Origin of the sequence: Micromonospora halophytica (genome assembly GCF_900090245.1) — a bacterium.
Taxonomy (GTDB): domain Bacteria; phylum Actinomycetota; class Actinomycetes; order Mycobacteriales; family Micromonosporaceae; genus Micromonospora; species Micromonospora halophytica.
Map to the genome: position 1 here is coordinate 1 of NZ_FMDN01000023.1, position 23,022 is coordinate 23,022.

General features: G+C 71.7%; 21 protein-coding genes and 1 pseudogene. 11 read left to right on the plus strand and 11 right to left on the minus strand.

Annotation, left to right across the window (positions count from 1 at the left end; translation table 11 throughout):
• The 4 genes and pseudogenes from GA0070560_RS28365 to GA0070560_RS28870 form a co-directional block, all read right to left on the minus strand.
• Positions 1 to 173, minus strand: a pseudogene (locus GA0070560_RS28365) (IS1380 family transposase); the annotation flags it as partial.
• Between the two features lie 1,127 nt (positions 174 to 1,300).
• Complete coding sequence (locus tag GA0070560_RS28865) at positions 1,301 to 1,438, minus strand: hypothetical protein (RefSeq protein WP_170839548.1); 138 nt, start codon at positions 1,436 to 1,438, stop codon at positions 1,301 to 1,303.
• A gap of 277 nt (positions 1,439 to 1,715) precedes the next feature.
• Positions 1,716 to 2,540: a transposase family protein gene (locus GA0070560_RS23425; protein ID WP_091301505.1), complete on the minus strand. Its 825-nt coding sequence runs from the start codon at positions 2,538 to 2,540 to the stop codon at positions 1,716 to 1,718.
• Between the two features lie 426 nt (positions 2,541 to 2,966).
• Entirely contained in the window at positions 2,967 to 3,257 is a 291-nt protein-coding gene (locus GA0070560_RS28870; RefSeq protein WP_170839549.1) for a hypothetical protein, read from the minus strand.
• Between the two features lie 408 nt (positions 3,258 to 3,665).
• Here GA0070560_RS28870 and GA0070560_RS23435 point away from each other — a divergent pair, with 408 nt between their 5' ends.
• Positions 3,666 to 4,067, plus strand: coding sequence for a hypothetical protein (locus tag GA0070560_RS23435; RefSeq protein ID WP_139131577.1), 402 nt, complete (start codon positions 3,666 to 3,668; stop codon positions 4,065 to 4,067).
• A 225-nt stretch (positions 4,068 to 4,292) separates the two neighbouring features.
• On the opposite strand, the gene GA0070560_RS23440 is transcribed toward GA0070560_RS23435, so the two are convergent.
• The 5 genes from GA0070560_RS23440 to GA0070560_RS23460 form a co-directional block, all read right to left on the minus strand.
• Positions 4,293 to 5,756, minus strand: coding sequence for a nitronate monooxygenase (locus GA0070560_RS23440; RefSeq protein ID WP_091301511.1), 1,464 nt, complete (start codon positions 5,754 to 5,756; stop codon positions 4,293 to 4,295).
• Positions 5,753 to 6,379 (minus strand): biotin transporter BioY, encoded by a 627-nt coding sequence (locus tag GA0070560_RS23445; RefSeq protein WP_091301513.1) that lies wholly within the window; start codon positions 6,377 to 6,379, stop codon positions 5,753 to 5,755. The genes GA0070560_RS23440 and GA0070560_RS23445 overlap by 4 nt, the downstream gene beginning before the upstream one ends.
• 203 nt (positions 6,380 to 6,582) lie before the next feature.
• A complete protein-coding gene (locus GA0070560_RS23450) occupies positions 6,583 to 6,864 on the minus strand; it encodes a sulfurtransferase TusA family protein (protein ID WP_091301515.1) in 282 nt (93 codons plus the stop codon).
• A gap of 29 nt (positions 6,865 to 6,893) precedes the next feature.
• Complete coding sequence (locus GA0070560_RS23455; protein ID WP_091301518.1) at positions 6,894 to 7,823, minus strand: F510_1955 family glycosylhydrolase; 930 nt, start codon at positions 7,821 to 7,823, stop codon at positions 6,894 to 6,896.
• A 34-nt stretch (positions 7,824 to 7,857) separates the two neighbouring features.
• Positions 7,858 to 8,970, minus strand: coding sequence for a multicopper oxidase domain-containing protein (locus tag GA0070560_RS23460; protein ID WP_091301520.1), 1,113 nt, complete (start codon positions 8,968 to 8,970; stop codon positions 7,858 to 7,860).
• 354 nt (positions 8,971 to 9,324) lie between these two features.
• Here GA0070560_RS23460 and GA0070560_RS23465 point away from each other — a divergent pair, with 354 nt between their 5' ends.
• The 5 genes from GA0070560_RS23465 to GA0070560_RS23485 all read left to right on the plus strand — a co-directional run bounded on the left by GA0070560_RS23465 (position 9,325) and on the right by GA0070560_RS23485 (position 16,402).
• The gene (locus tag GA0070560_RS23465) at positions 9,325 to 12,957 is read left to right on the plus strand and encodes a nitrate reductase subunit alpha (RefSeq protein WP_245675680.1); all 3,633 of its coding nucleotides are present in this window, start codon (positions 9,325 to 9,327) and stop codon (positions 12,955 to 12,957) included.
• A complete protein-coding gene (gene narH, locus GA0070560_RS23470) occupies positions 12,957 to 14,576 on the plus strand; it encodes a nitrate reductase subunit beta (RefSeq protein ID WP_091301524.1) in 1,620 nt (539 codons plus the stop codon). The genes GA0070560_RS23465 and narH overlap by 1 nt, the downstream gene beginning before the upstream one ends.
• A complete protein-coding gene (gene narJ / locus GA0070560_RS23475) occupies positions 14,573 to 15,247 on the plus strand; it encodes a nitrate reductase molybdenum cofactor assembly chaperone (protein WP_091301526.1) in 675 nt (224 codons plus the stop codon). The genes narH and narJ overlap by 4 nt, the downstream gene beginning before the upstream one ends.
• A complete protein-coding gene (narI, locus tag GA0070560_RS23480; protein WP_091301528.1) occupies positions 15,244 to 15,990 on the plus strand; it encodes a respiratory nitrate reductase subunit gamma in 747 nt (248 codons plus the stop codon). Before narJ ends, narI begins: the two co-directional genes overlap by 4 nt.
• Before the next feature lie 82 nt (positions 15,991 to 16,072).
• Positions 16,073 to 16,402, plus strand: a complete 330-nt coding sequence (locus GA0070560_RS23485; RefSeq protein ID WP_091301530.1) for a carboxymuconolactone decarboxylase family protein — start codon at positions 16,073 to 16,075, stop codon at positions 16,400 to 16,402.
• 65 nt (positions 16,403 to 16,467) lie between these two features.
• Here GA0070560_RS23485 and GA0070560_RS29840 read toward each other — a convergent pair whose 3' ends face one another.
• Both GA0070560_RS29840 and mdlC read right to left on the minus strand, forming a co-directional pair.
• On the minus strand, positions 16,468 to 16,953 hold the full coding sequence (locus tag GA0070560_RS29840) for a putative zinc-binding protein (RefSeq protein WP_091301531.1): 486 nt from the start codon (positions 16,951 to 16,953) through the stop codon (positions 16,468 to 16,470).
• Positions 16,950 to 18,548 (minus strand): benzoylformate decarboxylase, encoded by a 1,599-nt coding sequence (gene mdlC / locus GA0070560_RS23495; RefSeq protein WP_091301533.1) that lies wholly within the window; start codon positions 18,546 to 18,548, stop codon positions 16,950 to 16,952. The genes GA0070560_RS29840 and mdlC overlap by 4 nt, the downstream gene beginning before the upstream one ends.
• A 259-nt stretch (positions 18,549 to 18,807) precedes the next feature.
• Here mdlC and GA0070560_RS23500 point away from each other — a divergent pair, with 259 nt between their 5' ends.
• The 5 genes from GA0070560_RS23500 (at position 18,808) to GA0070560_RS23520 (ending at position 23,020) form a co-directional block, all read left to right on the plus strand.
• Positions 18,808 to 19,257, plus strand: a complete 450-nt coding sequence (locus GA0070560_RS23500) for a pyridoxamine 5'-phosphate oxidase family protein (protein ID WP_091301535.1) — start codon at positions 18,808 to 18,810, stop codon at positions 19,255 to 19,257.
• A 146-nt stretch (positions 19,258 to 19,403) separates the two neighbouring features.
• A complete protein-coding gene (locus tag GA0070560_RS23505; RefSeq protein WP_091301537.1) occupies positions 19,404 to 19,688 on the plus strand; it encodes an ArsR/SmtB family transcription factor in 285 nt (94 codons plus the stop codon).
• On the plus strand, positions 19,685 to 20,782 hold the full coding sequence (gene arsB / locus GA0070560_RS23510) for an ACR3 family arsenite efflux transporter (RefSeq protein ID WP_281185021.1): 1,098 nt from the start codon (positions 19,685 to 19,687) through the stop codon (positions 20,780 to 20,782). Before GA0070560_RS23505 ends, arsB begins: the two co-directional genes overlap by 4 nt.
• A 67-nt stretch (positions 20,783 to 20,849) precedes the next feature.
• Entirely contained in the window at positions 20,850 to 21,260 is a 411-nt protein-coding gene (locus tag GA0070560_RS23515) for an arsenate reductase ArsC (RefSeq protein WP_091301540.1), read from the plus strand.
• Positions 21,261 to 21,544: 284 nt separating this feature from the next.
• The gene (locus tag GA0070560_RS23520; RefSeq protein ID WP_245675674.1) at positions 21,545 to 23,020 is read left to right on the plus strand and encodes a phenylacetate--CoA ligase family protein; all 1,476 of its coding nucleotides are present in this window, start codon (positions 21,545 to 21,547) and stop codon (positions 23,018 to 23,020) included.
• Positions 23,021 to 23,022: the final 2 nt, after the last annotated feature.

Sequence of the window (23,022 nt, forward strand, 5' to 3'; positions counted from 1 at the left end):
AGCATCACCGCCAGATCCACGGCGATGCGGCCCGGGTCGTGGCCGCTCTGCCGTTGCCGCAACTTCGTCAACGCGAGGCTGAACGCGCTGGTCAACCCTGTTACGTCGGCCAGATCGGCGAGCAGGCGGGCGCCGACGTGCCCGACTACGCCCCGCCCGCCGCCGGTCACCATGATCTTCGGACGTGTTGCGGTAACCTTCACCCAGCAAGTGCCTTCCGTGACAGGAACATCGGACCCTCAGCAAGTCCCATTTTCCCTGATCAGAAGGCACTTCATTGCTTTCAGACCACTCCTTGGACAGCCCTTAACGAAGGGCCGAGGCTAGACGGCAAGAGATGGTGCTGGAAGGTCTGCGGGTGGGGGCGGAATTCGGTGTGGCGGATGACGTTCTACGGGGTCCGGATGGCTGCCCACATCGGCGGTTGGGTCGGCGGCTTCGGTCTTTTCCGTAGCGGTTACCGCTCGATCCGGTCGGCGCACAAAGTGTACAAATCGTACAAGAATAAGGGGATGAAGGCAACATTCCACCCTCTCAGGGGCAAGGGTAGGTGGAAGTTCATTGGTGGCGCGGTTTCCATGTGGATGGGCTACCACGACTTCAAGAACGACTCGGCTGGTTTCCGACGAGCAGCAGGCGACACTTGGAGAGCCGGGAATCGGAAGCTCTGTTCAGGAGTCCGCCACGTGAAACGCTGGGTCGAGGGCGTCTCCCAGGGAAGGTATTATGCGGGCCGTCACACCTGCAGGTAGAGGGGGTCGGGTGACTGATGGGAAGAGGATCAGGACGAAGGTGTCCGAATTTTTCGATCCGGGGGGTGTGAGTCCTGCCCTGGTCGTCATCTGGTTCCTCATCGCTGCCATGTTCTACGCAAACAACGAGGAATTGCACTTCCGAGTGTTGGCGGTAGCCATGATGCTGATGTCGGGGACGCAGCTGCTCCGGATCACCCGGGCACGTTGGGCCCAAAGGGGCGGACGGCGGGGCGCGGGCGTACCGGGAGACCAGAACGGCCTCCCGGTACGCCCGGATACCCGGGACGACAACCAGTAAGACCCGGCGGAGGGTGTGGGGGTGGGCCCGGTCCGGCGACTAGGCTCACCCGCTCCCGCCGTACGGCGGCGACCCGACAGCTCAGCCCTGTCGGGTCGCCGCCAGCGACCCCGTTCGGGTTCGTCGGCGCGAGGCACTGCTGGGCGGGGCGGGGCCACCGACCACCCCGGGCCGATGGTGAGCGTGGCCAGCAGCCCCGGATGGTCGGTCGCTCCATGCATATCCACCGGCCTGTGCGCGCCAGCGGTCACGAGTCGGTCGCCATGAGCTGTTGCAGGGCACCGTCGTCGACGCGCTGGTGGCCTGGTGGCACGCACGAGCGTACGTCGGGTGAGCCGCCGTGCCGGACGTTGAGGTCGCCGCTGACCACGGTGGGCGCGTACACCGCGCTCTGCGGATCGTCGGCACGACCGTGTCGAGTAGATGGCCGCACTGGGCGAGCGCGACGTGCACGCAGAGCCGGGCCCGCTGCTCGGGGTCGACGACGTCTGCGCCGGGGTGCACCCCGCTGTGCAGGGTGAGCCCGATGCGGCCCGGGAGGCGGATCAGCAACCCGGCCTCGGCTCGCGGGCCAGGCGTTCCCCCAGTCGACTGCGGCCGCTGTCACCGAGGCCGCGACGGCGGGCCAGCCGACAGACCTGAGTTTGGTCACTGAGCTGATCTCAGCGACTTTCGGGTAGGTATCGGTATTCGAAGTGGGTCAGGTGTAGAGCAGCGGCGACGATGTCACCGATCCCGCGGGGACTGCTGGTGGTGTGATGTAACGCTTTCCAGCGTCCGTGGAGGATGGCGAAGCCGCGTTCGCCTTGCCAGCGCAGGCCGCGTAGCAGTCGGTTGGTGGTGCGGTTGGCCAGGGCGAGCCGCCGGCCGTCGGTGGGTTGCTTGACCGGGGTCTTGATGCCGTGACCTGCGCCGTCGTAGCCGGCGTTGGCCAGGGCGGGTAGCTCAAGCTCGGCGGCGGACCAGTTCAGTGCGGCGGTGATGCCCTGCTGCTGGGCGCAGGTCAGGTCGTGCAGATGCCCCGGCATCGCGTCGGAGGTCCATATCGGCAGCCCGTCCGGGCGCATGATCGCTTGGATGTTTGCGCCGAAGTCGCGGTGCTTTCCAGAGTACCACGCGTCGATGGTGTCGCCCTTGACGCTGAGTGTGGTCTCCGCGAGGCGGTCACAGTCGAACAGCTTGCCGTCCAGAATCACGTACGACCAGCCGTCGTCGGCGACGCGCCGCAACGCCTCGTGCAGACCGGGCGTCTGCGCAGCGAGGACCGCGACGCCCTCGGCCACGTACCGGTAGGCGGTCGCCCGAGAGACGCCGAACCCAGCACCCAGCAGCGTCTTGTCCTCGGCCTTGCGGAACCAGATCAGCACCAGCAACGCCTGGTAGAAGCAGGACAACGCCCGTGTCCCGCGTCGGGTGCCCCGGGCGCGGCGCTCGGCGGCGAGCAGCCGGGCGAGGTAGCGCACCAGTTCCCTGGGCACGTCGACCATGGCACGATAGGCAACCACGTGGAGCCCTCTCGAAGACGGAATCTTGCCGCCTAGGACACAGGACATAGATCCGCAGCTCAGCAAAGTTATCCACAGACAGGCGTGTCACTAGGAGATTTCCGCGGCTTCCACCAGGACACAACGCGCTGACCTGCACCTTCAGGCCGACGTGCCGACTATATCGACGCGAAGCTGCGGAACGCGGGTTGCGCTGGTTGATCTGGGGCGCCTCGATCTTTGGCCTCATGTACCTTGCGCAGGTGCTGGGAGACTGGTTGAACAGCCGGGCAATTCAGTCTCTGGTGATGGCGCTGGTAATCGGACTGGCGTTCATGACTGCTCCCAGCCGTCGGAGGAGGGACGGCTATTGCGTCAGGAGCGGGCCGGCGCCGGGATGCGGAACCACCGAACCAACAGTGGCGCGGGTCAGGGTCGGCGACGTCCTGCGTCGGGTGCATCCCGCTGTGCACGGGGTGAGCCCGGTGCGGCCCGGGAAGGCGGATCAGCAAACCCGATCCCGTACGGCCGGCCGTTGCGGCACCGGGTGGCGTCGCCGCTCGGGCGGTTACCGGCGGCCGTGAACGCCGACGCGATGCTGCCGCCGCCGTGCACGTCGGCGAACGTGCGCTCCAGCACGGCTGCGTCGTCCTGACAGATCTCGTTGAGGGTGACCAGGCCGGGCGTCCCAGCGCGGATCACCTCGGCGGCCTCGGTCACCGACCGGACGGTGTAGCAGCTGGCGCGGCCGCTGTTGCAGAGGTTCATCTGGAGCACCCGCAGACTCGTCGACCCGGGTGGGTCGGCCACGGACGGACCGGCCGGCAACGCGGCGGCGGCCAGCCACGCGACGGCCAGGGCTCGACGCAGACCCCGCCTTCGGCCGGCACGGGTGTCGGCGCCGGATGGCTGCTCGGACATGAGGGCTCCGGGGTGGCGGAGGTGGCGGTGCCGCCGGCCGTGATCCTACTGCCCGCCGGACGGGCGCCGTCCATGATCTTGGTGGCCCTCCATTGTGGGATCATGGTGGCTCGACAGCGCGATCTTCGCGTCGGAGCATTGGGGGAATGTGTGCGCGGATCAGCACGACGACTGGCCGTCTCGACTCTCGCCGCGACCGTGGCGGCGGTGACGCTCGCGTCGCCCGCACAGGCGGCGACGAATCCGTTCACCGCGGCGCAGGCGTGCAACAACGACTTCGGTGGCTCGTGGGCCTACGCCAGTGACGGCCACCGGTCGATCTACGCGTCGAACGGCACGAAGGTGGGCGACGTCTACCTGATGTACAACAGCGCCACCGCGTACAACTGTGTCGCCACCCTCAAGCGGGTGGCCGTCGGCTCGACGACCGGGGTGTCCGCCGGGATCCGGGTGGAGGGTGGTTCCTGGGTCTACGACTCCGGCAGCTTCAAGTACTACGCCGCCATCCAGCGCTCCGCCCGGGACCGGTGCGTGATGTACAGCGGCGAGGTCCTGTACGGCACCAGTTGGCAGGGCGCCGGCCGGTACAGCTGGGGCAACTGCGGCTGAGCCGTCTCTCGACGGTGCGCTCACCGAAAGCCGCGGTGCCGGACCGGCCCGACCGCCCCGGTGACCTCGGCGGCGGCGTGCAAGGCGCACCCGAGCCGGCGGCCGTGACCAGCAGAATCGCCGGTCACGGCCGCCGCCCTCCGCGGGACCGCTGCCGCCTGCGCGGTGGGTGCGGGTTGGACACCGACCTGACTCGAACCGGGTGGGTCGCAACGCCTGCCGTGTTCAGGCGTGTGCCGCTGCCGACGCGCCGAGCAGGTAGCTGACGACGTCGGCGGCACTGTAGTCGTCCCCGCCGCCCATCAGCGGGGGCAGGAACGACAGATCCTGCCCCAGGGTCAACAGCGGTGGTTCGCGGTAGCCGTCCGGCCGGCGCTGTCCCAGACCGACGGCGGCGACCAGGCCGTTGCACAGGCACCGACTGCCCACGGTGTCCTCGACCGCCCCGCCCTTGCGCAGGTAGTCGTCCACCGGCTCGGCGGGACAGCGGTACCCGACCCTGCCGTCCGGGCGCTGGTACGGCGTCCGGAGGTAGCCGAGGTCGCAGTGGCGCGGCCGGTCGGCGTAGACGTCGTCGTCCGCGGCCGTGCCGGGCAGGTGCACCAGCTTGAAGGGAAAGCCGGTGGGCGACACACCGGCGTGGTTACGTACCACCAGGGCGCCGGGTGCCGCCCGGGCCAGCATGCGCCGGCGCAGCGCCGCGTCGAGGCCGGACTCCCGGCACAGCGCGAACGCCGTGCCCACCTGCACTCCGGCGGCGCCCGCGTCCCGAGCCGCGGCCAGTTGCTCCGGACCGCACTGACCGCCGGCGATCCAGAACGGCAGACCCAGCGCGGCCATCCTGGCCAGGTCGACACCGTCGCGGGGGCCGTACACGGGCTCGCCGTCGGCGCTGAGCCGCAACGCTCCCCGCGGACGGGCGCTGTGGCCGCCGGCCAGCGGTGACTCCACCACGAACCCGTCCGGTCGCGTGGTGTCGTCGCGGGCGAGGTAGGCGGCGAGCGTGGCCGACGAGACGATGGCCAGCAGCCGGGGACGTCGTACCGGTGCGGGCGTCGCCTGGAGCAGGTCGGCGGGGTCGAACGTGACGTCGAAACGCTGACCCGCCGTGGCCGCCTGCACGGCCACCGACAGCCGAGCCGGGCGGTGCTCGGCCAGGGTGTCGAGCAGGCCCGGGATCTCGGTCGGCAGTCCGGCGCCCATCAACACGTGGTCGACGCCGGCCAGCATCGCGCCGTACACCGCCGCGGGGGTGGCCAGCTGGATCTTCTCCAGGTAGTTCACTCCGACCGGCCCGTGGTGGCCTTCCTTGGCGAGGAACACCTCGACGAAGTTGCCCAGCACCGCCAGTTCCTGCCCGTGGCGGTGCGAGCGCAGCCCGAGCCGGGGCACCGGTCGGTACGGCTGGTTCCGGTCGGTGCCGCCGGACACGAAGTAGCGGCGCAGCGTCCGATGGACCAGCGTGGGGTCGGGGAAGTGTGCCAGCGCCCGTCGGACCTGCCCGTCCGGGTCGCCGTCCTGAAGGCGGCGGGCGAGCAGCGCGTCGAGGGCCACCCCGGAGACCACGCCCAGCTGGCCGGTGGACGCCACGGCCCGGGCCAGCCGCCACCCGGAGACGCCCACCCCCATGCCGCCCTGAATGATCGCGGGCGTGCCGAAGTCGCGCCCGGCGGCGTCCGGGCGGGTCATCGGGACGCCCGCGTCGGGTCCGGCCCGGCGGAGAGCCGGCCCACCAGGCGCCAGGACCCGGGCAGCAGGCCGGCCGCCAGCAGGGCCTTGAGGAGATCGCCGGCCAGGAAGGGCAGCACACCCACGGCCACCGCCCGGGACAACGGCATCCCCGTCGTGGCGGCCAGCCATCCCACACCGGTCAGATAGATCAGCGCGTTGCCGGCGGCCATCATGCCCAGCGCGCGGGTCGGTCGACGGTCGGCCCCGGCCGCGGCCAGCCGACCGACCAGCGCCGCGGCGAGCACGAAGCCCAGCAGGTAGCCCATGGTCGCGGTCGGCCAGCCGGCCGTACCGCCGGCGAACCACGGCACGCCGAGGCCGCCGGCCACGACGTACAGCAGCATGCTGGCCGTTCCCCGGGCCGGGCCCAGGGCCGCGCCGGCGAGCAGCACGGCGAACGTCTGTCCGGTGACCGGCACCGGCGAGCCGGGCACCGGCAGCGTCAACTGCGCGGCGACGCCGACACCGGCGGCGGCGCCGACGATCATGACCGTGTCGCGTGCCACGGAACGCCCCCACACGTCCGCCAGCACACCCCTGCCACGGCCGGGCACCGCTGCCTGCACGACCCCGTCTGTCATCTCGACCCTCCCTTGCCGGCGTGCGCCGATCAAGGCGCCGCCGGTGTACCGACGTGCTCCGACCGCCTGCCACTGTCCAGCGGTGATCGGGGCAAGCCTGTGCCCGTGCTTCGTGCCGGGACAGAGCCTTAGGTCCCGCCCCGGCGGCGCGGTACGGGTCATGGCCCGGCTGCCCGCCGCCGATCGCTGCCCGTTTCCCGGGGTCACCGGTGCGGGGCCGGACGCCACGGGTTGTCGGGGTCGGTGCCTGCGCCGGCGACCCGGTGGGTGCGGATGCCGTATGTGGGGGTGCCGCTGTGCGGGATCGGCCCGAGGTAGCTGTGGCCGGTCAGGTGGCACCAGGCGGGCAGGTCGAGCGGCGCGGCGGGGTCGGTGGTGCGCAGGTGGATGACGGTGCCCGGGGCGACGTCGGCCACCAGCGCGCGCAGTTCCAGCAGCAGCTGTACGCAGCCGCGGTCGCCCCCGTCGAGCATGACCGTCGACATCGTCGGCTCCTTACCGCACGGCAGGGGTGTCATACCGGCTCGTAGTGGGTTCGCCAGGAGGCGCCCGCGTCGTCGCTGACCAGGATCCGGTCGTCCGCGGTCGCGAGGTACAGCGACATAGCGTGCCAGGTCATCGCGTGTGCGGGTGCGCCGGCGTGGCCGCGTCGTTGCCAGGTCGTCCCGGCGTCGCCCGAGCGCCAGACGACGCCCTCGGCGTCGGCGCCGAACAGCTCCTGTCCGGCCTGCCAGGTGAGCACGACCAGCGGCGGTGTCTGCGCCAGCGGGTGCCAGCTGCGGCCACCGTCGGGGGAGCGTTGCAGCCCACCGCGCCCCACGGCGAGCACCTCGTCAGGGTTGGCGGGGTTGACGTCGAACGCCCCGATCGCGGTCAACGAGCGGTGTTCCCAGCTTCGGCGGTCGGCGCTGACCATGAACGCGCCGTCGGTGGAGTTGTACCCGTACAGCGCCCCGTGCGCGGCGCGCAGGCCGTGGAAGTCCGCCCTGCCGGACAGCGAGGTGGCCGTCCAGGTGGCGCCGGCGTCGGTGGACTCGACCAGGCCGAGGTTGCCGGGTCCGTCGTCGTTCCCGCCCGGGTGGCCGGAGGCGACGAAGTGCCCCGGGCCGGCCACGGCGAAGCCCATCAGGTCCGACGTGTGCGCCGACACCCGCACCGCCGAGGCGGCGCCGTCGACGCGGTACAGGCCGTGGTGGGTCGCGAGGTGCACGCGGCCGGTGCCCGGGTCGACGGCGAGGGCGTGGACGTGGCCGAAGTCCCCGGCGCGGGCCTGCCGGTCGTCGTCCGCGTCGGCGTCGGAGAGCAGGACCGTCGCGGCGACGACGGCGGCGATCACCGCGACCGCGGCCACCGCACCGACCGTCGCCCGCCGGCCGCGCGGGCGGGCCTGACCAGCGGTCGTCCGGGCCGACGGGGTGGTTCTGTTGCGTGTCCTGGCGGTCATCGGAGGGCTCCTGGGCGCTCGGGTGGTGGGGACGTCATCGGGGTGCCACCTGGAACAGGCCGCTGGCGCCGCGGGTGGCGTCGGCGAACCGGTGGGTGAGCATCGGGTACTCCCCGGGTGCGGGGAAGGCGAACTCGACGAAACCGCCCTGGGCGGGGGCCAGGTCCAGCGACTGCGCGCCGCCGCTGGTGTCGTCCGGGCGCAGGACGTAGGCGCCTTCCTTGTACACGGTGTCGAAGACGGTGCCGACCACATGGAACGAGGTCGGGGCCGACGGTCCGGCGTCGACGACCCAGATCCGGGTGCGGGAACCGGTGGTGGCGGTCAGCGGCGCGAAGCGGTACTGCCCGGCGTAGCCGTTGAAGGTCACCGCGTCGTATTCGGCCCGGTACAGCTTGCCCAGCCGGGCCAGCCCGTCCTGCGGGCCGAGCGCCAGCTCCGACTGCACCAGGACGAACTCCTGGTCCACGGGCGCGAGGCGGGGCGGGTCGATGATGATCGCACCGAACATGCCGTTGCCGATGTGGTGCACCGCCGGGGCGCTGCCGCAGTGGTACATGAACGCGCCGGCCCGCTGCGCGGTGAAGGTGTAGGTGAGCTGCTCACCCGGCTTGATGCTGCGCATCTGCGCGTTCGGGGCCACCTGGGAGGCGTGGAAGTCGACCGAGTGTCCGGTCGAGCCCTCGTTGACCAGCGTCACGACGAACCGGTCGCCGACCCGGCCGCGCAGCGTGGGACCCGGCAGCATGTCGTTGTACGTCCAGGTCCGCTGCCGTACGCCGGGGGCGACCTCGCGTACCGACTCCCGCACGGTCAGGGTGATCCGGTGCTCCCGCCCGGGCGGGGTGGGCGTCAGCGTCGCATCGCGGGCGCGGAACTGCGGGCCGGGTGCCGCGCCCGGGTCGTACACCGCCGGCTCGCCCTCGGTGCCCTCGTGGGCGCCGTGATCGTGCCCGTCCTCGGTGTCCAGGTGCGGATCTCCGGATGCTGTGGGTCCCGGGGCGTGTGCCGTCGCGGGTTCGCCTGCGAACCGGTCACCGGCGGCGTAGGCCGCCCCGAGCAGCAGGACGAGGGCCAGGCCGCCGGCGACCATGCGCCCGGGGCGGCGGGCACGGGGCGGTGGGTCCTGGGTCTGCTCATCTGTCATTCGTTCAGCGTTCGTGCGGAAAATGCGGTTTTGCAGGGACCGGGGACCTGCGTGGCGGCCCGATGGTCCTGTGCGGCGCGCGGTCGCCGGGGCAGCGATCTCCGCCGGCTCGGGCCGGCGTACCACACAACCCCGTTTCAGTACGGACTTTGGTCCCCCCAGCTCGGGACCGCCGCCTCCCGACCTGGGGACTTCGAGGGCGGAGGCTGAATGGGCCTGACGTGCCCCTGCGCGTCACCGACGGGGTGACCCGTCGACCCGCTCGACTTCGAAGGAGTGACCGCCGTGTCGCCACAGCGTTCGCCGGACGCCGCCAGGACTCCCGCGACGGACCAGGTGCCCGGGGCGGCGCCGCTGCTGGCCGCTCGCCGGTTCCTCACCAAGGAGACCGTGGGCGACCACGGCCGGACCCTGCACGAGGTCGACAGCAACGGGTGGGAGTCGTTCTACCGGGACCGGTGGCGCTACGACCGGGTCGTCCGGTCCACCCACGGGGTGAACTGCACCGGCTCGTGCTCGTGGAACGTGTTCGTCAAGGACGGGTTGATCACCTGGGAGCACCAGGCCACCGACTACCCGACCACCGGCCCCGACGCGCCCGACTACGAGCCACGCGGCTGCCCGCGAGGCGCGTCGTTCTCCTGGTACGAGTACTCGCCGTCGCGGGTGCGCCACCCCTACCTGCGGGGCGTGTTGGCGGAGATGTTCCGCGACGGGCTGCAGCGACTCGGCGACCCGGTGCTGGCCTGGGCCGAGATCGTGGAGAACCCGCTGAAGGCGCGCGCGTACAAGAGCCAGCGCGGCCGCGGCGGCTTCGTCCGGGCCAGCTGGGAGGAGGCGATCACGATCATGGCGGCGGCGCACGTCTACACCACCAAGACGTACGGGCCGGACCGGGTGGTCGGGTTCTCGCCGATCCCGGCGATGTCGATGGCGTCGTTCGCCGCCGGCACCCGCTACCACGCGCTGCTCGGCGGCACCCTGCTCAGCTTCTACGACTGGTACGCCGACCTGCCGATCGCCTCGCCGCAGATCTGGGGGGACCAGACCGACGTGCCGGAGGCCGGCGACTGGTGGAACGCCACCTACCTGATGATGTGGGGCTCCAACATCCCGGTGACCCGTACGCCGGACGCGCACTTCCTGGCCGAGGCCCGCTACAAGGGCACCAAGGTCGTCGCGGTCAGCCCGGACTACGCCGACAACGTCAAGTTCGCCGACGACTGGTTGGCCCCGCACCCCGGCACCGACGGCGCCCTGGCCATGGCCATGGGACACGTCGTGCTCACCGAGTTCTTCCGGGACCGGCAGGTGCCGTACTTCACCGACTATGTGCGCCGCTACACCGACCTGCCGTTCCTGGTCACGCTGCGCCGCGGCGCGGGCGGCGCCTGGGCGGCGGACCGTTTCCTCACCGCGGCCGACCTGGGCGAGGCCGACGGCGCGCACAAGACCGTCCTGCTCGACGAGCGCACCGGTGAGCCGGTCGTGCCGAACGGCTCACTGGGGTTCCGGTACGGCGACGCCGGTGAGGGCCGCTGGAACCTGGACCTCGGTGACGTGGTCCCGGCGCTGGGCCTGCTCGGTCACAGCGACGAGACGGTGGAGGTCGATCTGGCCCGGTTCGACGTGGGTGACACCGAGGGCGGGGCCACCATGCGCCGCGGCGTGCCGGTGCGGCGCGTCGGCGAGCACCTGGTCACCTCCGTGTTCGACCTGCTGATGGCGCAGTACGGGGTGCGCCGCGGTGACCTGCCGGGCGACTGGCCCACCGGCTACGACGACGCGGACGCGCCGAACACCCCCGCCTGGCAGGAGCGCATCACCGGGGTGCCGGCCGCGCTCGCCGCCCGGATCGGCCGTGAGTTCGCCCGCAACGCCGAGCGCAGCCGGGGCCGCTCGATGATCGTCCTGGGCGCCGGCGCCAACCAGTGGTTCCACTCGGACATGACGTACCGGGCGTTCATCGCGCTGGTCACCCTGACCGGCTGCCAGGGCGTCAACGGCGGCGGCTGGGCGCACTACGTCGGCCAGGAGAAGGCGCGGCCGATCACCGGGCAGCAGCACATGTCGTTCGCCTTCGACTGGCAGCGTCCGATGCGTCACCAGGCCAGCACCCCGTTCTGGTACCTGCACACCGACCAGTGGCGCTACGAGCGGGTGCCGGCCGACGAACTGTCCTCACCCCTGGGCACGGGCCGGTTCGCCGGCATGGCGTTCGCCGACACGGTCGCCGCCGCGCAGCGGATGGGTTGGAGCCCGGGCCATCCGGCGTTCAACCGCAACCCGCTGGACCTGACCGACGAGGCGGCCGCGGCCGGGATCACCGTGCAGGAGCACATCGTCGCCGAGTTGACGGCCGGCCGGTTGCGGGCGACGGCGGAGGACCCGGACGACCCGGCGAACTTCCCCCGCTGCCTGACCCTGTGGCGGGCCAATCTGCTCGGCTCGTCGGGCAAGGGCAACGAGTACTTCCTGCGCCACCTGCTCGGGGTGGACTCGTCGGCGACCGCGAGCGAGTGCGACCCGGAGCACCGGCCGCGGGACGTGGTGTGGCGCGACGAGGCGCCCACCGGCAAGCTCGACCTGCTCACCGCGATCGACTTCCGGATGACCAACACCGGCCTGCACGCCGACCTGGTCCTGCCCGCCGCCACCTGGTACGAGAAGCACGACATCTCCACCACCGACATGCATCCCTTCGTGCACGCGTTCAGCCCGGCCGTCGAGCCGCCCGGCGACGCGCACACCGACTACGACACGTTCCTGGCCCTGGCCGACCGGGTCAGCGAGCTGGCGGTGGAGCACCTGGGCGTGCGCCGCGACGTGCTCGCCGCGCCGTTGCAGCACGACACCCCGGACGAGCTGGCGATGCCGAGCGGCCGGGTGCGCGACTGGAAGGCCGGCGAGTGCGAGCCGGTGCCGGGACGGACCATGCCGAAGCTGGTCGAGATCGAGCGGGACTACACGTTGATCGGCGCGAAGATGCGCGCCGTCGGCCCGCTGCTGGACACGCTGGGCACCACCACCAAGGCGCTCACGGTCGACGTCACCGACGAGGTGGCGTACCTGCGGCACGAGAACGGGGTCATCACCGAGGGTCCGTTCGCGGGTCGGCCGTCGCTGGCCACGGCCGACCGGATGTGCGAGGCGATCCTGGCGCTGTCCGGCACGACCAACGGCCGGGTGGCCGCGGCCGGCTTCGCGGCCCTGGAGAGGCGCACCGGGCAGCGGTTCGCCGACCTGATCGAGGGACACGAGAGCGACCGGATCACCTACCCGGAGACGCAGGCCGCGCCGCAACCGGTCTTCACGAGCCCGGAGTGGTCGGGGTCGGAGAAGGGCGGGCGCCGCTACTCACCGTTCACGCTGAACGTGGAGCGGCTCAAGCCGTGGCACACGATCACCGGCCGCCAGCACTTCTTCGTCGAGCACGACTGGGTGGCCGAACTGGGTGAGCAGCTGCCGGCCTTCCGCCCGCCGCTGAACATGGCCCGGCACTTCGGCCGGCCGGGTGAGCTGGTCGACGGTGGGGTGACGGTGCGCTTCCTCACCCCGCACGCGAAGTGGTCGGTGCACTCGATGTACCACGACAACGAGCTGATGCTGGCGCTGTCGCGTGGTGGCCCGGTGATCTGGATGAGCGTCGAGGACGCGGCGAAGATCGGCGTCCGGGACAACGAGTGGATCGAGGCGCACAACCGCAACGGCGTCGTCGTGGCCCGCGCGGTGGTCAGCCACCGGATGCCCGAGGGCACGGTGTTCCAGTACCACTCGCCGGAACGCACGGTGAACGTGCCGAAGGCGGAGAAGAGCAACCGCCGCGGCGGCTACCACAACTCGATGACGCGGCTGCTGGTCAAGCCGACCCACCTGGCCGGTGGGCACGCCCAGTTCACGTACGCGTTCAACTACTACGGCCCGATCGGCAGCCAGCGCGACGAGATCACGGTGATCCGCCGCCGCACGCAGGAGGTGGAGTACTGATGCGAATCCGTGCGCAGGTCGCCATGGTGATGAACCTGGACAAGTGCATCGGCTGCCACACCTGCTCGGTCACCTGCAAGCAGACCTGGACCAACCGGGAGGGCACCGAGTACGTCTGGTTCAACAACGTCGAGACCAAGCCGGGTATCGGCTACCCGAAGCACTACGAGGACCAGGACCGCTGGCACGGTGGCTGGAAGCTGGACGGCAAGGGCCGGCTGGTCCTGCGCTCCGGTGGCCGGGTCAAGCGGCTCACCCGGCTGTTCGCCAACCCGGACCTGCCCTCGCTCGACGACTACTACGAGCCGGCCACTTTCGACAAGGACATCCTGGTCAACGCGCCCGCCGGTCTCAAGGACACCCCGGTCAAGCGGCCGCACTCGGCGCTGACCGGCGAGCCGATGGCCGTCACCTGGGGCGCCAACTGGGAGGACAGCCTGGGCGGGGCGCACGAGCACGCCGGCGCCGACCCCAACATCGCCCGGATGCCCGCCGAGGCCGCGGCGAAGGTGAAGTTCGAGTTCGAGAAGACCTTCATGTTCCACCTGCCGCGCATCTGCGAGCACTGCCTCAATCCGGCGTGCGTGTCGGCGTGCCCGTCCGGGGCGATGTACAAGCGGGCCGAGGACGGCATCGTGCTGGTCGATCAGGACAAGTGCCGGGGCTGGCGGATGTGCGTGTCGGCGTGCCCGTACAAGAAGGTCTACGTCAACCACGCCACCGGCAAGGCCGAGAAGTGCACCCTGTGCTTCCCGCGCATCGAGGCCGGGCAGCCCACCATCTGTTCGGAGACCTGCGTCGGGCGTCTGCGCTACCTGGGCATCGTCTTCTACGACGAGGACGCGGTGCTCGCCGCCGCGTCGGTGCCCGACGAGCGCGACCTGCTCGACGCGCAGCGCGCCGTGTTCCTCGACCCGAACGACCCGGCGGTGCAGCAGGCCGCCCGCGACGCCGGCATGCCGCAGGAGTGGCTGGACGCGGCCCGGCGCTCGCCGGTGTGGCGGCTGATCAGCGAGTACCGGATCGCGCTGCCGCTGCACCCGGAGTACCGCACGCTGCCGATGGTGTGGTACGTGCCGCCACTGTCGCCGGTGCTGGACGCGGTCGGTGCCGCCGGCCGCGACGACACCGACGCCGACGACGTCTTCCACACCATCCGCGACCTGCGCATCCCGGTGGAGTACCTCGCCGAGCTGTTCACCGCGGGCGACGCCGACGCCGCCGCCGGGGTGCTGATGAAGCTGGCCGTCATGCGCTCCTACATGCGGATGCGGACCCTGGACGGCACTGTCGCCCAGGAACTGCTGGACAGCATCGGCATGACCGCCGAGCAGGTCGAGGCGATGTACCGGCTGCTGGCCATCGCCAAGTACGACGAGCGGTACGTCATCCCGAAGGCCTACAGCAAGGACGCCGCGGCTCTCGAGGCGCAGGCCGCCACCCAGGAAGGCTGCTCGCTCGACTGCGAAGGGGGTCCGGGCATGAGCGCGGAGGCCACCGTGCAGAGTTTCCACCTCGTCGCCGGTGACGAGGTACGCCCCGGCCGGCCGGGGCTGTTGTCCCGACGGTCGGACGGTCGGCGAGGGCTGACCATCAACCCGCTGCGGAGCCGGTCGTGAGCGCCCCGCCGGTCGACCGGGCCCGCATCTTCGAGCTGGTCTCGGTGCTGCTGACCTACCCCGACGACGAACTGCTCGGCGCGGGCGCGGAACTGCGCGCGGCCGCCGACCGGATCGAGTACGAGCCGGCGCGGCAGCAGGTCGGGCAGTTCCTGGACTGGCTGTCGGGCACCGCGCCGGTCGACGTGCAGCGGCACTACGTGCAGACCTTCGACCTGCGCCGCCGCAGCGGGCTCTACCTGACGTACCACCTGCACGGCGACACGCGTAAGCGCGGCATGGCGCTGCTCGTGCTCAAGCAGCGCTACCGCGCGCACGGTCTGCGGCTGGCCGACGGTGAGCTGCCGGACCTGCTGCCGGTGGTGCTGGAGTTCGCCGCCACCGTCGGGGCCGGCGACGGCGAGGCGCCGCTGCGCCAGCACCGCAACGGCATCGAGCTGCTGCGCAGCGCGCTGGCGGAGTCGGGCACGCCGTACCGGCTGCTGCTCGACGCCGTCTGCGCCGTGCTGCCCGAACTCACCGATGCCGACCGGGCCGCCGTCGCCGCGCTCGCCATCGACGGACCGCCGGTGGAAACCGTCGGCCTGGAGTCGCTCGGGCACGGTCCCGATCTGCACGGTGCGACCCTCGCCCCGTACCCCGTCTGCTCCTCGTCGGAGGCTGTGCGATGAACACCCTCGTCTGGATCGTCCTGCCGTACCTGTGCCTGGCGGTGTTCGTCGCCGGCCACGTCTGGCGGTGGCGTCACGACCAGTTCGGCTGGACCACGCACACCAGTCAGCTCCTGGAGAGCCGGCTGCTGCGTCTCGGTTCGCCCCTGTTCCACCTCGGCGCGTTCGGGGTCATCGGCGGACACGCCATGGGTCTGCTCGTGCCGGCGTCGGTCACCGAGCGGATCGGGATCAGCGAACACGTCTACCACCTGACCGCGGTGTGGGGCGGCACGGTGACCGGTCTGATGCTGGTGGTCGGCCTGGTGCTGCTGATCGCGCGTCGGCTCGTCAGCGGCCGGGTCCGGCGGGTCACCACGACGATGGACAAGGTCCTGTACGTTGCGCTGGCCGCCATGGTGGCGCTGGGCATGACCGCCACGGTCGGCACCAACCTGCTCGGCGACGGGTACGACTACCGGGAGTCCGTCGCGGTCTGGTTTCGGGGGATCTTCTGGTTCCAGCCGCACACCGAGCTGATGACGGGTGCGCCGCTGGTCTACCAGCTGCACGCCATCGGCGGGTTCCTCTTCCTGGCGCTCTGGCCGTTCACCCGGCTGGTGCACGTCTGGTCGGCGCCGCTGGCGTACCTGTGGCGGCCGTACGTCGTCTACCGCAGCCGGCGGGGAGCGCCGCCGGCTGCGCAGCCCACCCCGGCGGCGGTCCGCGACGACGCCCGCCACCCGGTGTCGTCGGGGCGCTGACCGCGACGCCCGTACCGTGGTCAGGGCGCGACGGTCCCGACGCCCTGACTACGGTATGGGCATGACCGGTACTGGAGGGAAGATGGGCGAGGACTACCTGCCCGGCATCTATGTGCAGTTCCTGGAGCGTTTCCCGGACGTCGCGCAGGCCCAGGGCGCGCTGGCGCGCACGGTGCGCGAGTGCAACCCGTTCGACGACCGGACCGACCGGCTGATCAAGTTGGCGATGGCGATCGGCGCCGAGGCCGAGGGGGCGGTGCGCTCCAACGTACGCAAGGCGCTGCAGCACGGGGCGACCCTCGACGAGGTGCGCGCGGTCGCACTCGCTGCCATCACCACCTGCGGCTTCCCCACCGCGATCGCGGCGCTGGGCTGGATCGAGGAGGTCGCCGCGGCGTCACCGACCTCCTAGGTGGCAGGCGGGTGCCACGGCAGGACGGTGGCGGGCGGCGCGACGCGTCGCCCGCCACCGTGGCGTCACCGCCGGGCCGTCACCGGGCCGCCCGAGGTGGGTGTGGCGCCGGAGGCCGCCGGGTCGTGGCCGCCGGCACGACGCGTCGACCGCGCGGCCTCGACCGCCAGCGGCAGCAGCCGGCGGACGTCGCCGTCGTCGTGGTCGGCGTGCCGGCGCTTGCGTACGCCGTGCTCGCTGAGGACCACGTGGGCGTCCGGGGTCAGCCCGTGACGGCGGAGCGTGGCGACGACGCACACCAGCGGGCAGCCGTCCAGCGCGACGATCGGGCGGCCGGAGCGGGCCAGCCGCAGCAGCGGCGCCACGTCGCCGCCGAGTCCGGCGATGCACGACATCTCGGCCTCACCCAGCCGGTCGAGCTTCAGCGCCAGCGCGTTGGCGGTCTGGGCGGCGCTGGAGCACCCGGAGCAGGAGTAGACGACGGGCTGATCCGCCCGCGCGCTGCGACGCTCCCGCGTCGGGGCGGGCGTGCCGGCCTCGTCCCCCCTCACCAGTGGCTCCCGGAGCAGCCGCCCACCGGCACCTCGATCAGTGTCGGCCCCGGGCGGGCGAGGCTGTCCCGCAGCGCCGTGGCCAGCTCGTCGGCTCCCTCGACCCGCAGCGCCGTCACCCCGTAGCCGCGGGCCAGCGCCACCGTGTCGATGCCGGGCACCCGCAGCCCCGGCACTTCGGCCAGCCCGAGGAAGTCGCGGTAGTCCTCCAGGACCGCGTACCGGTCGTTGCGCAGTACGACCACCGTCAGCCCCACCTCGTAGCGGGCGGCGCTCCACAGCGCGGGCACGGCGTACTGGAAGGCGCCGTCACCGACGACCGCCACCACCGGCCGGTCAGGTTCGGCCATTCGTACCCCGATCGCCGCCGGGACACCGAAGCCGAGGCTGGCCCCGGCCGGGCTGTAGTACCCGCCGGGCCGGGCGATGCGGATCTGGTCCTGGCAGTCCCGCATGCTCGACACTGCCTCGCAGACCAGGGCCGCATCGGGCGGCAGCACCCGGGCGATCGTCGCGTACGCGGCCGCCGTGGTCATCGGCCGCCTGCTCAGGTCGACCGGTTCGGGTCGGGGCCCCGGTGCGGGTGTCGGCCGCCGCGTCGTCGTAACCTCGTCGGCCAGCCCGGCGAGGGCGGCCACCGGGTCGGTCAGCACCGCTTCCCCGATCTCCGCCCGGGCCGCCTCGTCCGGGTCGTCGGTCAGCAGCACCAGCTCCGCCTCGCTGCCGAGGAGTTGTCCCGGCACGTACGGGTACCAGCGGAAGGCGGTGGCGCCGGCCACCAGGATCAGGTCGTGGCCTCGCAGGGCCTTGCCGACCCGTTCCTGGCTCGGCGGCAGCACTCCCTGGAAGGCCGGGTGGGTGGTCGGGAATCCGCATCGCGGCTCCAGCGGCGCCCAGTACACCGGCAGCCGGCACCGCTCGGCCACCGCCACCGCCGCGGCCCAGCCCGCCGGGTTGTCCAGTCCCGCGCCGACCAGCAGCACCGGGGAGCGGGCGGCGGCGATCCGGGCGGCCAGCCTCGCGACCACCTGCGCGGTGGGCGCGGCGCTGACGGCGACCCGCCGCGCGGCGAGCGACCGTACGCTGTCCTCGTCGACCTCGGCGGCCCAGTCGTCCATGGGCAGTGAGACCAGTACCGGCCCGCGCGGCGGCAGCGTGGCCAGGTGCACCGCCCGGGCGAGGGCGGCCGGCACGTCCTGTGGCCGCGGGGGTTCGACGCTCCACTTCACCAGCGGGCGGGGCAGCACCGTCGGCTCGGGGTTGGTCAGCATCGCCGGACCGGTCAGCAGGGCGCGGACCTGTTGACCGGCGGTGAGCACGAGCGGGCTGCGGGCGGCCGCGGCGTTGACCAGCGCCCCCATGGCGGTCGCCACGCCCGGAGCGCTGTGCAGGTTGACCAGGGCCGGGCGGCCGGTGGCCTGGGCGTACCCGTCGGCCATTCCGACCACCACGCCCTCCTGGAGCCCGAGGACGTAGCGGAAGTCGGTGGGAAAGTCGGCCAGCATCGGCAGCTCCGTCGACCCGGGGTTGCCGAACACGGTGGTGAGTTGGTGCGACCGGAAGATGTCGAAGGCCGCCTGGCGTACCGAGATCATGGTTGAGCGTGACCCGGGGAAACCCGTGGCGGCAGCCCGGAAGGTCCTGTCGGATCGGGGCCGGTCGGCCGTGGCAGATCAGATTTCGGTGCCCTCCCGGGCGGGGCGCCGGGCACGCAACTGGCCGCAGGGTCCCGCCGCCGGTCGGGCCCCGGGTCGGGGTGACAGAGGACCTTAGGCCCTACCCGGGCCGAGTGAGCGTCGGCATCGTGGCCTTGACCTGCTGATCGCACACCTGAGTTGCCGAGGAGGAACCGGCGTGGAGGACCGACGCAGTCTGCGGGAGTTGTCCCGGTCCGATGCGCTGCGCCTGTTGGCCTCGGTGGCGGTGGGCCGGGTGGTCTTCACCCAGCGGGCGCTGCCCGCCATCCGTCCCGTCAACCATGTGGTGACCGACGGCCTGGTCGTGTTCGGCACCCACGACGACTCCGCGGTGTCGGCGGAGGTCGGCCGGGCCCGGGGGATCGTGATCGCCTACGAGGCCGACGAGATCGATGTCGCGAGCCGTACCGGCTGGAGCGTGGTCGTGACGGGGTTGGCGACGAGGGTCGGCGAGTCCGCCCTGGCCGACCGGTACCGGCAGCTGTTGCATCCGTGGGTGGGTACGCCGAACCACGTGATCACGCTCCAGCCGCGCCTGGTCACGGGTTTCCGGTTGGTGCCGGATCTGCCGCCGGCGGCTCTGTCGGCGCCGCGCCCGACCTCGTAGCGACCTGCCGGTAGGCAGTGGGCCCGCTGCCCGGGGCTGTCCGGACGAGGTGCCTGTCGCATCTCGTGTGACTTGTCCCGGCCGGTTGGACGGGCCCCGGCTCGGCGTGGTTTCATCATGCCGTGCTGATATCACCGTCGCCTGATGTGATCAGGTTGCTGGCGGACCCGTTGCGGGCGCAGATCGTGGCGCTGCTCGCCGAGGGGCCTGCCTGCACCTGCCACCTGGTGGAGGACACCGGGGCGAAGCAGCCGAACATCTCCAACCACCTTCGGTTGCTGCGCGACGCTGGCCTGGTGGTCAGCGAGCCGCACGGCCGGTTCACCTACTACCGCCTGGTCCCCGAGGCGCTCGAAGCCGCGGCCGGACACCTGGCCGACATGGCGAGACTGGCTCGCGCCCGATCCGAGGCTCGCAGGGAGTGCCCATGACCCACATCGACCAGCGCGGGGCCGAGTCGTCCGCCGTGATGGCCCGGCTGTCCCGCCTCGACCAGTTCCTGCCGATCTGGATCGGCCTGGCGATGGTGGCCGGCCTGCTTCTCGGACGTCTCATTCCCGGCCTGAACAGCGCCCTGGAGGCGGTGAAGATCGGCGGCATCTCCCTGCCGATCGCCCTCGGCCTGCTGATCATGATGTACCCGGTGCTGGCCAAGGTGCGCTACGACCGCCTCGACACCGTCACCGGTGACCGGCGGCTGCTGTTCTCGTCGCTGCTGCTCAACTGGATCGTCGGCCCCGCGCTGATGTTCGCCCTGGCGTGGATCTTCCTGGCCGACCAGCCCGAGTACCGCACCGGCCTGATCATCGTCGGGCTGGCCCGCTGCATCGCCATGGTGATCATCTGGAACGACCTGGCGTGCGGGGACCGGGAGGCCGCCGCGGTGCTGGTCGCCCTCAACTCGGTGTTCCAGGTCCTCGCGTTCGGCCTGCTCGGCTGGTTCTACCTGACCCTGCTGCCGCAGTGGCTCGACCTGCCCGGCGCCGAGCTGGCCGTCTCCGGCTGGGACATCGCGGTCAACGTCCTGATCTTCCTGGGGATCCCGCTGCTCGCCGGTTACCTGACCCGGCGGCTCGGGGAGCGGGCCAAGGGCCGCCAGTGGTACGAGGCGACGTTCCTGCCGAGGATCGGCCCCGTCGCCCTGTACGGCCTGCTGTTCACCATCGTGATCCTCTTCGCCCTGCAGGGCGACGCCATCACCTCCCGGCCCTGGGACGTGGTGCTGATCGCGGTGCCGCTGCTGGCCTACTTCGCCATCATGTGGGCCGGCTCGTACGCGCTGGGTCGGGCCATCGGGCTGAACTACGAGCGGACCACCACCCTCGCGTTCACCGCCGCCGGGAACAACTTCGAACTGGCGATCGCCGTGGCCATCGGCACGTTCGGGGTGACCAGCGGGCAGGCCCTGGCCGGTGTGGTCGGCCCGCTCATCGAGGTGCCGGTGCTGGTCGCACTGGTCTACGTCAGCCTCGGCCTGCGGCGTCGGCTGTTCCCCGGCGTCATCCCGCCGTCGGCCGTGCGATGAAGCGCCCCGACCGGACCGTCCGCCCAGCCGCCGCCCACCCGGCCACTCGCTGAGAAGGAGCCTGAGAATGAGCGACAAGCCCAGCGTCCTGTTCGTCTGCGTCCACAATGCCGGCCGTTCCCAGATGGCCGCCGGCTGGCTGCGACACCTCGCCGGCGACGCGGTCGAGGTGCGTAGCGCCGGCTCCGCCCCCGCCGAGACGGTCAACCCGGCCGCCGTGGAGGCGATGCGGGAAGTCGGCATCGACATCACCGACCAGACCCCCAAGCTGCTGGAGTACGAGACGGCGGAGTCCTCCGACGTCATCGTCACGATGGGCTGCGGCGACGCCTGCCCGGTCTTCCCGGGCAAGCGCTACGAGGACTGGAAGCTCGAAGACCCGGCCGGGAAGGGCGTCGAGGCCGTGCGACCCATCCGCGACGACATCCGCGACCGGGTGCAGCAGCTGGTCCGCGAACTCGTTCCCGGGAGGGCGTGACGATCGGTCGTCGTCGTCGGCGGTGCCGCCGGGATCCGCGCGCCCCACGGGCCGGCCGAGAATCCCGGCGGCACCCCGCTGCTGATCGCCGTCGACCTGTCCACCTAGGTCCGGATACTCAGCACGGGATCGGTGTGACGGCTCAGGTGCACCCGGCCTGACCCGTCGAGGATCGTGGCATGGCCGAGACGTCGCATCGACACTCCGATCCCTCAACGGTCGCGTCACCGGGCCCGACAGCCGGTGACCGCTGGCGTCGGGCACACCTGTCGATCCTCACCAGGGTGTGTGGCGCGGCGGTCCGGCTGGCCGGTCGCCGCCCGGCGGTATGGCGGTGGTCGGCCAGGCTCCACCACCCGCTGCTGGACCGGCTCGCCGCGGCGAACGCGCGTGCGGTCTGCGCGCTCGCCGCCCTGGACGTCCCGGCGTACCGCGACTTCCTGCACACCCGGCCGGGACGGGTTCGCCGTCGACTCGGCGACTTCCCGGAGACCGACAAGGAAAACTACGTCGTCGCCTACAGCGCCGCCCTTCGCTGCCGGGCGGGACGACTGCCGGCGCGGGGCGTGGTGGTCGACGAGTCGGCCGGCTCGTCGGGCCGCCCGTTCAACTGGCCGCGCGGCGAGCGGGAACTGCGTGCGGTGCACCAGGACATCGCCGGCTACACCAGCCTGGTATTTCCGATGCGTCGGCCGTTCGTCATCAACGCCTACTCGATGGGCGCGTGGGCGACCGGCACGACGACGGGTACCGCGATGGCGCGGGTCGCGGTGGTGAAGAACACCGGCCCGGACCTCGGCAAGATCGTCGACACGCTACGCGAGTTCGGCCCGGACTTCGACTACCTGGTGACCGCGTACCCGCCGTTCCTGAAGCATCTGCGCGACCGGCTCGACGCCGAGGGCTTCGCCTGGTCGCGCTACCGCATCTTCGCCAGCTGCGGGGGAGAGGGGATGACCGAGGCGCTGCGCGGCTACCTGGAGGAGCGGTTCCTGCGGGTACGGTCGGCCTACGGCGCCTCGGATCTGACCATCGGCGTCGGCGCGGAGACCCGGTTCACCGTGTGGTTGCGGCGACGCCTGCGCACCGATGCCGCGCTACGGGCGGCGCTGCTCGGCGCGGACGAGCAACGGCTGCCGATGGTGTTCCAGTACAACCCGTTGACCACGTACCTGGAGACCAACGAGCGGCGGGAGTTGCTCTGCACGGTCACCGGTCCCGACGTGCTGCAGCCGCGGCTTCGCTACAACGTCGGCGACGAGGCGCTGCTCGTCAGCTATGCGCGGATCCTCGAACTGGCCCGGGCCGAGGCGGGACGCTGGGCCGAGTGTCGCGCCGCAATGGCCAGCGAGCGGATGACCCTGCCGGTGCTGCTGCTGTTCGGCCGACGCGACTCGACGGTGTCGTACCTCGGTGCCAACCTCTACCCGCAGGACGTCGAGTATGGCCTGTACACCGGCAACCCGTACGCCGCCGAGATCAGCCGGTTCTGCCTGACGCTGGTCGAGGACGCCGCGTTGGAGACCCGACCGGTGATCCACCTCGAACTGCGACGCCCGCTGCCCGAGGCGGACCGCGACGCCCTCGCCGCCGCCTGCCGGACCGGGGTGCGGCGGCACCTCGCGGCGGTCTCCCGTGACTTCGCGCAGTCGCTGACCGAGGACCCGACCGCCGGCGACCTTCGTGTCGAGCTGCACGAGCCGGGCAGCGGCCCGTTCGCCGGACAGCAGAAGATCAAGAACGTCTACCTGGTGGGCTGAGT